Source organism: Peribacillus sp. NPDC096379 (genome assembly GCF_044762875.1).
GTDB lineage: Bacteria > Bacillota > Bacilli > Bacillales > DSM-1321 > Peribacillus.
The window spans coordinates 536,046-546,934 of record NZ_JBIWFD010000001.1; the positions used below are offsets into that span (position 1 = coordinate 536,046).

A 10,889-nucleotide genomic window follows, 5' to 3' on the forward strand; every position below is an offset into this window, starting at 1 on the left:
CAGAAGACGAGCAAGCTGTATGGGGAGTGTCTTTCTCCCCATCAGATTGATTGACTTCTGACCTCGAGCCGATGGCGCCTGTAGCTAGACAACAAGAAAAGCGGAAGGCGCCCGTTAATCGGCGACAAGCAGAAGACGAGCAAGCTGTATGGGGAGTGTCTTTCTCCCCATCAGATTGATTGACTTCTGACCTCGAGCCGATGGCGCCTGTAGCTAGACAACAATAAAAGCGGAAGGTGCCCGTTAATCGGCGATAAATAAAAATAAACCTGTGGGATTTTATCCTGCAGGTTTATTTTTTTGCATATACGACCACAATGAGAAGTTGAAAGGGTGTGAACCTATGAAGTGGTTTATCTTAGTAATCGCAATCTTCCTATTTATATTCATTCTTATTTTTATGACAAAAATAAAAATCCATATTATATACTCCCATATACAGAAAGATGACCACTTTCGCCTGAAGTTACGTGCCTGGGGCGGGATTATCCGTTATACGATAAAGATTCCAGTTATTAAAGTAGCTGAAGATTCCGCAGCCATTGTTTATAAAGAAGAAAAAAGCATCGATGCAAATAACGCTGGACAAGAGGCTGTAAAAGATTTCACAGCTGAAGAAATGCTTAATAGTCTTGAAAATATGAAGAAGTTAATTAAACATGTATTTGGATTCCATATACTAGTCCGTAAATTTCTACGTAAAGTGAAGGTTAAAACATTTCAATGGCATAGTCTAATCGGCACAGGAGATGCCGTATTAACCGGCATCTGCGTTGGTGGATCATATGCTATGAAAGGATCGATTATCGGGCTGTTAAGCAACTACATGAGATTTAAAAAAATGCCGAATTACACGATCACTCCTGATTATGCGAAACCAGCAGCGAGTACCTCGTTTTTTTGCATAGTTGAGTTTCGAATCGGACATGCTATTGTGGCAGGAATCAAAATATTCCGCTACTGGAAAGGTGGAAAGGTAAAATTTTCTTCCGAACAAGTAGCAAAAGATTCAAACTAGAAATTGATGTAGAGTGGAGGAAATAAGATGTCAGATCATCCGATTCAAGGCTTGATGACAGCCGCAATGGAAAATCTTAAAGCAATGGTAGACGTAAATACAATTATCGGTGATCCAGTTGAGACGCCGGATGGCAGTGTTATTCTAACAGTGTCAAAGGTTGGCTTCGGCTTTGCAACAGGCGGAAGTGAGTTTATGATGGATGGTGGCCAGAAAGGCGATTCTGGAGGTAGTCAACCGTTTGGCGGTGGAAGTGGCGGCGGTGTTTCCATTACACCTATTGCTTTTCTCATCGTTGGTTCACATGGAGTGAAAATGCTACACCTTGATCAAGGTACACATTTACTTGAAAAGGTTCTCGATTTAGCTCCAGCTGTTTGCGAAAAAATTCAATCGATGCTGTCCAAAAATGAACAGAGCAACCCAAAAAGTCCCCCGCAAAAATTAGATGATTTAGGTATTTAACGAATGGCTAGTTGCCATTAAACAAGAGTAAAAGAATATTTGGATTGTAGGCGTGTCTCATAAGGGTCTGACCTCGTGCTCTAAATCAGTATGTCGTGCTTCATACACGTATCTCACACTGTATTTAGTTGTTGCGGGGTCTGGCCCTTTGCATTTTGGACACCCCTAATATGTGATCGTAATGTTAAACAATTGCAAAATAAGGTGGAACAATCTATCATTAAACAGTAGTACATAAAGCTTAAAGGGAGGAATTATTAATGGCAACTGTTACATTTAAGAACAACCCGATCACACTTGTAGGTGAAGAAGTGAAGGTAGGCGATCAAGCACCTAACTTTACCGTATTAGCAAATGATCTTTCAGAAGTAAAAGCTAGTGATCTTAATGGTTCTGTCCGTATTATTAGTGTAATTCCTTCCATCGATACTGGTGTTTGTGATGCACAAACAAGACGCTTTAACGAAGAAGCTTCGAAAGTGGCTGGAGTAAAAGTGTTAACAATCAGTGTAGATCTTCCGTTTGCACAAGGTCGCTGGTGTGCATCAAATGGTCTTGAGAATGTTCATACATACTCCGATCACAGAGACCTTTCATTTGGTACTGCATTTGGTGTTGTTATGAAAGAACTTCGTTTGCTTGCTCGTGCTGTATTCGTTATTGATAGCAATAATCAAGTAACATATGTTGAATATGTGAGTGAAGGTACTTCACATCCCGACTACACAGCAGCAATTGAAGCAGCTAAAGCAGCAAAATAATGTCTCAGAAAGGGTCTGACCTTACACTCTATACACCGTTTATTGCGTCATGTTCGCATTTTAAACGATAGATAGTAGATGTGGGGTCTGACCCTTTCATTATAATTCAGCCTCTTGATTTGACATTCCCCATTGATGAACCCCATTTCTATATTAAACGGCTAGTTATATGATAATATTGATTTTTGTCTCTTTTTTTTAAATGCGTTCTCATGCAAATGAGCCAAGAATAGAATTCTAAAATAATATTGTAGAAAAACTATGTAAAAAAGCCGTGGCGCTTGTGTCTCTAGTTCAAGAGTTTTAGAATAATACACGAGAATGAAACAGGAGGAAGTATACTTTGAAATTTGCCCCGATAGAAGAATTATTCCATATTTTTGATGAAACAGCTCAAATATTACAAGAAGAGCTATCATGTACGTATTTAGATGCCCTTGGTGAAACAGGAGAAAATTTATTTCACGGCAAAGTATTACAGGAAGAAATTAGTGAGTTATCACAAAAAAGATTAATGAAACACTATCAAGAATTTACGCTCGATAAGAATCAGAAAGAAGAAATTCGGAAAGCCTATCAATTAGCCATTCTAAAGGGCATGAAAGAAAATATCCAGCCGAACCATCAAATGACGCCTGATGCTGTGGGGATATTTGTCAGTTATTTAATCGGGAAGTTTACGAATGAACAAGCTACATTGTCGATGTTAGACCCAGCTGTTGGCACGGGGAATTTACTATACACCATCCTCAATTATCTTACAGACAAAAACATCGCTTCCTATGGAGTTGATGTGGATGAAACGCTGATCAGACTTGCATATGCAGGAGCGAATTTACAAGAACATGAAGTTCAGTTCTTTAACCAAGATAGCCTAGAGCCGCTATTTATTGACCCAGCGGATGTAGTGGTGAGTGATTTGCCAATAGGCTATTATCCAAATGATGTGCGAGCTAGTGAGTATATGCTTGCTGCTGACAAAGGGCATTCATATGCGCATCATCTCTTTATTGAGCAAAGTATTATGCATTTGAAGGATGGGGGATACACATTCTTTATCGTTCCGAATAATCTCTTTTTATCGGAAGAAGCCCCTAAATTAAATGAGTTTTTAAAAAAACACACGCATATTCAAGGGCTTGTACAATTGCCTCTTTCCATGTTTAAAAACGAGCAATCAGCGAAAAGTATTTTGATTTTACAGAAGCATAAAGAAGGACTACATGCACCAAAAGAAGCCTTGCTAGTCCAACTGCCAAAATTATCCGACGCTGTTGCGACAAAATCCATCATGGACCAAATTGATACGTGGTTTCGTCAAGAAAAACAAACGGCAAAATAAAAGAATAAGCGAGTATGTTTAAAACGAGTTTTGATGTTAAGCAAGTAGAGCCGGTTTAGGTCAAATGTTCTTCACCCAAACAGTCCATACATGACTTTTTGGGTGGGGAGCATTTGCTTGTAGGACTCCCGCACTCGCTACAGAACGTACGACCTTAGTCTAAGTTCCCAAAAAGGTGCTTACGCTTTTCTAATTACTGGCGAGGAAATACGTATATTTCCTCGTTTGTTTTGTATGAAGGATATGGGGCGGGACTTCACATAATCAGCACAGCAAAGCCACCTTCATAAGGTGAGGTAATTTTTAGAACCTGAACCTTTTTCATCGTTTTAGTAGGGATCAGCTGCTTATAGCTGTTTTTAGAGAAAAATCTGAATACATTTTCTTCTTTTTTGTAAGCGCTCTATGGATGGCTCGCTCTTGAAAGCTCCTTGATTCAATGCTTAAATGAGAAAAGAAGCATTTGTTCTTAAGTGATCATTGTAAATACGTGTAGAAAAGAGGCTTTATAATGTCTAAAGTTATTGCGATAAATGCAGGCAGTTCTTCATTGAAATTTCAATTATTTGACATGCCAAGTGAGGAAGTTATCACGAAAGGTCTTGTGGAAAGAATTGGATTAAAGGATTCAGTCTTTGTTATTTCAGTGAATGATGAGAAAATCACTGAAACATTGGATATCCCGAACCATGAAGTGGCTGTAAAATTATTATTAGAAAAACTAATTAATTATAAAATCATCTCTTCTTATGATGAAATTGATGGCGTCGGACACCGAGTTGTCCATGGTGGAGAAATTTTTACAGATTCTGTATTAATTACAGATGAAGTGTTAGCTCAAATTGAAGTACTTTCTGATTTAGCGCCGCTTCATAATCCAGCTAACATTACTGGAATTCGTGCATTCCGACAAACGCTTCCAAATGTGCCAGCTGTTGCCGTTTTCGATACGGCATTTCATCAAACAATGCCTGCAAGCTCTTATTTATACAGTTTGCCAAATGAATATTATAAAGAATACGGCATTCGAAAATATGGATTCCACGGGACTTCGCATAAATATGTGACAGAACGTGCAGCAGAAATGCTTGGGCGTCCAGTTGAACAACTGCGCTTAATCTCTTGCCATTTAGGAAATGGTGCAAGTATTGCTGCTATTAAAGGTGGAAAATCGATTGATACCTCAATGGGATTCACACCGCTTGCAGGAGTAACGATGGGGACGCGTTCTGGAAATATTGACCCTGCTCTTATTCCTTATATCATGGAGAAAACAGGGAAAACAGCGGATGAAGTTCTTGATGTTCTGAATAAGGAAAGTGGAATGCTTGCTATTTCAGGTTTTTCAAGTGATTTACGTGATATCCAAATTGAAGCTGAAAAAGGCAATGAACGTGCAGAATTGGCACTTGAAGTTTTTGCTGGCAGAATCCATAAATATATCGGTTCATATGCAGCAAGAATGAGTGGTGTGGATGCAATCATCTTTACGGCAGGTATTGGTGAGAACAGTTCAATGATGCGTGAAAGAGTCCTACATGGTCTTGAATTTATGGGCATATATTGGGATCCTGCTTTAAACCAAACACACGGAGAAGAAGCATTCCTTAACTACCCGCATTCTCCTGTTAAGGTAATGGTTATCCCTACCAATGAAGAAGTTATGATCGCCCGTGATGTGCAACGCATCGCGAAAAAATAAGTGATATTTACAATTGAATACTGAAAATTGAGTGGTCAGAATAACCACGACCATTTTTCTACCCAAACCTTCTTTTATGCTTATTTAATTAAGTATGAAAGGAGGTCTTTTTGTGTTTGTTTCCTTAGGGTATTTTTAGATTTATAATCGGAAAGAATGAAAAGAAAACCATAAAAAGGAGTCGCTACGTTTTAACTTACCCCTTCTTCTATCTAATAAGCGGGAATAAAATGGGAGAGTGATGCTGTTTTTAGTAACAAAATCATCTCTCTTTACATAGGGTAGGGGGGTATGGTATTATGTGTTTAAGGAGGGGAAGAGATGGAAAATGAAATGCAAGAAAATGGTCATCTAATTGAGGATGAATGTTGCGTGACCCCAACTCATGCTAGAAAAAGTCATCATTCTGATACAGTAAAAAAGAATTTAACCACCCGGTTAAATCGCATAGAAGGTCAAGTTCGCGGGATTAAAGGGCTAATTGAGAAGGATACGTATTGTGATGACGTCATTACCCAGATCGCCGCCACTCAAAGTGCCCTTAATAGTGTGGCGAAAATTTTATTAGAAGGCCATCTAAAAACTTGTGTAATCGACCGGCTTAATGAGGGTGATGCGGAAGTGATCGATGAGGTCTTAGTAACTATACAAAAATTAATGAAAAAGTAAAGGAGAAGTGAATAAAGATGGAAAACGTAACATTGAATGTAATTGGAATGTCATGTGGTCACTGTGTGAATGCTGTTGAGGGAAATGTAGGAAAGCTTGCTGGTGTTGCTGAAGTAAAAGTCCATTTAGAAACAGGAAAAGTAGATGTTGCATTTGATCATGAAACAGTAACGCTTGAAAAAATCAAAGAAACAATCGATGATCAAGGATATGATGTTGAATAAATTATCAAAGTGCTTTTATAGCACTTCTTTTTTACAATATATTATACCCCTAGGTGGTATAAAGAGGTGAGAATCAAATGAAAAACCCATTACAATTAAAAGAAACCAGTATGCAGATTACCGGGATGACCTGTGCTGCTTGTGCAATAAGAATTGAAAAAGGGTTAAAGAAAATAGACGGTGTAAAAGAGGCCAATGTTAATTTGGCTCTTGAAAAATCAGTCGTAAGGTATGATGCAGAAAAGGTGAGTGCACAAGATTTTGAAAAGAAAATACAGGATCTCGGTTATGATGTAGTAAAAGAGAAAAAAGAGTTTGTTATCACTGGAATGACCTGTGCTGCTTGTGCAACTAGAATCGAAAAAGGATTAAATAAAATGGATGGCGTATCCATGGCGAATGTTAACCTGGCACTTGAAAATGCGACCGTTGAATACGATCCCTCCCAGGCTTCCCCAGGTGATATTATTCAGCGTGTGGAAAAGCTAGGATACGGGGCGATGATCAAGGACAACAACAAGGATGCTGTAGACTATCGCCAGAAAGAAATCCAAAAACAGCAGAGAAAATTTATCGTCTCCGTTATTTTGTCAATCCCGTTGTTATGGGCGATGGTCAGCCACTTCAGTTTTACATCGTTCATTTACCTGCCGGATTTTCTCATGAATCCTTGGGTACAAATGGCGCTCGCAACACCCGTCCAATTTATTATTGGTAAGCAGTTCTATATAGGTGCTTATAAGGCCTTGCGCAATAAAAGCGCCAATATGGATGTATTAGTCGCAATGGGTACATCAGCCGCTTATTTTTACAGTGTCTATCAGGCAATCATCTCGATTGGGAACCCCCATACAGCACAACTATACTTTGAAACTAGTTCCATACTCATCACGCTAATCCTTTTAGGGAAGCTTTTCGAAGCAAAAGCAAAAGGACGTTCTTCTGAAGCAATTAAAAAACTAATGGGACTGCAAGCGAAAACCGCTTTAGTGGTAAGAAATGGAGAAGAACTTGAGATACCACTTGAAGAAGTGATTGTAGGAGATACGCTTTTGGTGAAACCTGGTGAAAAGATCCCAGTAGATGGAGAAGTAATCGAGGGAAACTCGGCTGTCGATGAATCGATGTTAACCGGGGAAAGTATTCCCGTAGATAAAAGCCTGGGAGATCCTGTGATTGGTTCAACATTGAATAAGAATGGCTTTCTAAAAATGAAAGCCACAAAGATTGGAAGGGATACAGCACTTTCACAAATCATTAAAGTCGTAGAAGATGCACAAGGATCGAAAGCGCCAATTCAAAGACTTGCCGACCAAATTTCAGGTATTTTTGTGCCAATTGTTGTTGGCATCGCCGTTTTAACCTTTCTCGTTTGGATCATCTGGGTCAATCCAGGAGAGGTTACACCAGCCCTTGAAGCGTTAATTGCCGTTCTTGTTATCGCTTGTCCGTGTGCACTTGGACTTGCGACCCCTACTTCGATTATGGCTGGGTCTGGTCGTGCTGCAGAGTTCGGTATTCTATTCAAAGGCGGGGAACATCTTGAAACGACTCATCATATTGATACGGTTATTTTAGATAAAACAGGGACCGTTACAAATGGTAAACCAGAATTGACCGATATTATCGTCGAAAATGGAGTAGCTGAACAGCAATTTCTATCTTTAATTGGCGCAGCTGAAAAACAATCGGAACATCCACTGGCCGAAGCAATTGTTCAAGGAATTCACACAAGAGAGATAGCACTTGGCATCGTTCAGCAATTTGAAGCAGTCCCAGGTTATGGAGTAAAAGCGATCGTTGATCAAAAAGAAATCCTAGTAGGGACCCGGAAGCTTATGAATCAACATCAAGTGGATGTTCAACAAGCGCTATCGATGATGGAAGAATTAGAAGGAACAGGGAAAACGGCCATGCTTGCTAGCATTGATGGCCAATATGCAGGCATGATTGCGGTCGCTGACACGATTAAAGATACTTCTAAAAAAGCCATCAAACGGCTCAAAGAGATGGATATTGCAGTCATTATGATAACGGGTGATAATCAACGTACAGCAGCGGCGATTGGTAAACAAGTGGGGATCGACCAGGTTATTGCCGAAGTACTTCCAGAAGGGAAAGCGGAAGAAGTGAAAAAACTGCAGGCTGAAGGCAATAAGGTGGCCATGGTTGGAGATGGAATTAATGATGCTCCTGCTCTTGCACTTGCGGATATTGGTATGGCGATTGGAACAGGAACAGACGTAGCCATGGAAGCAGCAGATATTACCTTGATTCGCGGAGATTTGAATAGCATCGCAGACGCCATTCTTATGAGCCGGAAAACAATGAGGAATATTAAACAAAATCTGTTCTGGGCTTTTGCTTACAACACTCTCGGCATCCCGATTGCAGCAATCGGACTGTTGGCCCCTTGGTTAGCAGGTGCCGCTATGGCATTCAGCTCTGTTTCGGTCGTCTTAAATGCACTCCGTCTACAAAGAGTAAAACTTTAAAAAATGTTCATTTGATTCACTTTTAAGAGGCATTGGTGCTCATACCAATGCCTCTAATCGTGTGCTCGGCATGGTTGGGTCTCTGGTACAACTCCCAGAACATTGAAGGCTGTAATAGTCGTTGTGCGACCTGAAATTTGATTAGATCTCCTCTGTTTGCATTCTAGCCATGTAAGTCCTCTGTGTTATACTAATAGGAAGAATCAGCCAATATAAAGTGAAACTTCAATCAGTGGGGAGCTTTATCCCACTGATTGTTAGTTGAACCAATCGGGCTTTTACGGGCAGTTATCGCCTGACTACGCGCTACTTCGATTCCTCTAAGATATGAGGGGGAGGCTACTGCCCGTTAATGCGAGATCAAAGGCTTTTTAGGAGGGTTAGAAAATGGGCATGACAAATCGGGAAATTCAAGTCTGGAATGAAATAGGCGAATGGGAGCAAAAGCTTTATCAATACGAGCCGACAGATTTAACAGTGATGTATGATAAATGGCTTGAACAAAGCTTTTCCTTGCTTCCTGAAGATGCTCGGACACGTTTTTTTGCGAAAATGGATACAATGCTCTTTCATTTACATGCATTGGTGCAAAGTTCGCAGATTCAGATGGATGCTAGAGACAGAATTTTAGAAGCAGCGCGGGTTTATAATTCTGAAGTCGAAAAGATTGCTGATATGAACCTTTTACCCATTGATCAATTGAATTACATAGCGACACAGCAAATCGCGAGACATAGACTGTATTCATTTGCCCAAGGTGGAGCAAGTGGGTCAGGCGGTCTTATTCTGTTAGGAAGCGATATTCCAGCGATGACGTTTATTAATGTTCGTGTTGTTCAGTTGACAGCCATGACGTACGGCTTTGAAGTGAATACTCCGTTTGAAATGATGATGGCCCTCAAGGTTTTTCATATGGGCAATATGCCGAGACGCCTTCAAGGGGTTGCATGGCAGGAATTAATTAATGAAACGCATCAAGATGGTGAAGAATATTTTTACGAAGGAAGCGAGGATTTAACAAACATTACTTGGATGGAGCAACCTTTAAAGCAGTTGCTGAAGGCCGGAGCGATTACCATGTTTCGAAAAAAACAGATCCAAGGTGTTCCACTGCTTAGCATGCTAATTGGGGCGGGTTCTAATTACCGAATGACACGGCAAGTGAGTGAATTCGCGCAAAAATATTATCAATATCGTTATTTACAGAAAAAGAGAGTAGTCAATGAATGACACTATATCGTAATGAAAGGCATCCTTTAAACAGGACACGAGCTTATTTACAGCTATGTGTCCTGTTTAAGTATGTAGGGAATTATGAAAACATTTGTTTTTTTATGAAAGGAATCTTGTGAGCGAATATGCAAATAACAATAATGACTACTTAAGAGAAATGGGATGTACAGCTTATTTTTTGGATTAAATTATTTTAAGGGTAATTATGAATTTATGTTAAAATTATTATATTTTTCATATAACGATAGTAAAATCTAATTCATTTAGTAAATTGAAAGTATAAAATATTTTGTGTAAATGAATAAGATGACAATGAAGGAAGACCATCTCTTGGTTGAATTAAGTCACAACCCATCCTAGAAAAGAGATTTCCTTATGCATCAGTTTACAACATTATTAGTCGAGGCTCTAGAAAAAACAAAATATTACAGAAGTTTTTCGTGCTCATTTAGAAACAGCTGACAATACGCTGCTGGCGACAAAACTAACGGCTTTTTTAGATTAAGAAAAATATGATTGAATTGGCTTCAATTTAGGCATTTCACGCAATAGCTTGTATTCACGCAAGTTGCACACAGAGTACTATGATATAAATATCTAGATTCCATGTGATCGAAACGGTGAGTTCAAGCAACGGACCGTCGTACCATATAATTATGATATTGGAATAGATAATCCATATCAACTGTTAAATTAGATAGATTTATTTTTTAACTATGATAAACTCGCCATATTACTTGGAAGAGAGATAGTAAAATATAGTGCTAATGGATCATAGTAAATAAATGTACTTATGTTATTGTTTGAAATATAAAAATAGAATAGGCAAACCTAAAGAAATTTAGGGACGCAAAGCTATAGGGACTAAAGTTTATTACTATGTCAGCCAGTTGCCGAAGAGTTCATTATACTTTTTGTTTAGTAAGGATTAAAAAAAAATCATTTTTTATTTTTACTTTATGTAAATTAAAGCTACTCTT

The 10,889-nt window shown here is 39.0% G+C and carries 9 protein-coding genes, 1 pseudogene and 1 riboswitch; all 10 genes and pseudogenes read left to right on the top strand.

Annotated elements, in window-relative coordinates:
* The first annotated feature begins 343 nt into the window (after positions 1-343).
* A complete protein-coding gene (locus ACIQZI_RS02640) occupies positions 344-1,018 on the top strand; it encodes a DUF2953 domain-containing protein (RefSeq protein ID WP_403069045.1) in 675 nt (224 codons plus the stop codon).
* Positions 1,019-1,045: 27 nt separating this feature from the next.
* Positions 1,046-1,483 carry a GerW family sporulation protein gene (gene ytfJ, locus ACIQZI_RS02645; protein WP_062176770.1) on the top strand — a complete coding sequence of 146 codons (438 nt, stop codon included), beginning with the start codon at positions 1,046-1,048 and terminating at the stop codon, positions 1,481-1,483.
* A gap of 260 nt (positions 1,484-1,743) precedes the next feature.
* Entirely contained in the window at positions 1,744-2,244 is a 501-nt protein-coding gene (gene tpx, locus ACIQZI_RS02650) for a thiol peroxidase (protein ID WP_403069049.1), read from the top strand.
* Positions 2,245-2,587: 343 nt separating this feature from the next.
* Positions 2,588-3,586, top strand: a complete 999-nt coding sequence (locus ACIQZI_RS02655) for a class I SAM-dependent methyltransferase (protein ID WP_062176776.1) — start codon at positions 2,588-2,590, stop codon at positions 3,584-3,586.
* A gap of 511 nt (positions 3,587-4,097) precedes the next feature.
* Positions 4,098-5,288 carry an acetate kinase gene (locus ACIQZI_RS02660; RefSeq protein WP_403069053.1) on the top strand — a complete coding sequence of 397 codons (1,191 nt, stop codon included), beginning with the start codon at positions 4,098-4,100 and terminating at the stop codon, positions 5,286-5,288.
* Positions 5,289-5,621: 333 nt separating this feature from the next.
* On the top strand, positions 5,622-5,957 hold the full coding sequence (locus ACIQZI_RS02665; RefSeq protein ID WP_403072001.1) for a metal-sensitive transcriptional regulator: 336 nt from the start codon (positions 5,622-5,624) through the stop codon (positions 5,955-5,957).
* Between the two features lie 17 nt (positions 5,958-5,974).
* Positions 5,975-6,181, top strand: coding sequence for a copper chaperone CopZ (gene copZ / locus ACIQZI_RS02670; RefSeq protein WP_403069056.1), 207 nt, complete (start codon positions 5,975-5,977; stop codon positions 6,179-6,181).
* Between the two features lie 77 nt (positions 6,182-6,258).
* Complete coding sequence (locus ACIQZI_RS02675) at positions 6,259-8,676, top strand: heavy metal translocating P-type ATPase (RefSeq protein ID WP_403069059.1); 2,418 nt, start codon at positions 6,259-6,261, stop codon at positions 8,674-8,676.
* A gap of 387 nt (positions 8,677-9,063) precedes the next feature.
* Positions 9,064-9,906 carry an EcsC family protein gene (locus ACIQZI_RS02680; protein ID WP_403069062.1) on the top strand — a complete coding sequence of 281 codons (843 nt, stop codon included), beginning with the start codon at positions 9,064-9,066 and terminating at the stop codon, positions 9,904-9,906.
* Positions 9,907-10,284: 378 nt separating this feature from the next.
* A pseudogene (locus ACIQZI_RS02685) lies at positions 10,285-10,507 on the top strand (transposase); the annotation flags it as partial.
* Between the two features lie 216 nt (positions 10,508-10,723).
* A riboswitch (cyclic di-GMP riboswitch) is annotated at positions 10,724-10,807 on the top strand.
* The last annotated feature ends 82 nt before the right edge of the window (positions 10,808-10,889 follow it).

Bases quoted from the DNA above. Each gene is read 5' to 3' on its own strand.
- ACIQZI_RS02640 (WP_403069045.1), top strand. From the start codon at position 344: ATGAAGTGGTTTATCTTAGTAATCGCAATCTTCCTATTTATATTCATT.
- ytfJ (WP_062176770.1), top strand. From the start codon at position 1,046: ATGTCAGATCATCCGATTCAAGGCTTGATGACAGCCGCAATGGAAAAT.
- tpx (WP_403069049.1), top strand. From the start codon at position 1,744: ATGGCAACTGTTACATTTAAGAACAACCCGATCACACTTGTAGGTGAA.
- ACIQZI_RS02660 (WP_403069053.1), top strand. From the start codon at position 4,098: ATGTCTAAAGTTATTGCGATAAATGCAGGCAGTTCTTCATTGAAATTT.
- ACIQZI_RS02665 (WP_403072001.1), top strand. From the start codon at position 5,622: ATGCAAGAAAATGGTCATCTAATTGAGGATGAATGTTGCGTGACCCCA.
- copZ (WP_403069056.1), top strand. From the start codon at position 5,975: ATGGAAAACGTAACATTGAATGTAATTGGAATGTCATGTGGTCACTGT.
- ACIQZI_RS02675 (WP_403069059.1), top strand. From the start codon at position 6,259: ATGAAAAACCCATTACAATTAAAAGAAACCAGTATGCAGATTACCGGG.
- ACIQZI_RS02680 (WP_403069062.1), top strand. From the start codon at position 9,064: ATGGGCATGACAAATCGGGAAATTCAAGTCTGGAATGAAATAGGCGAA.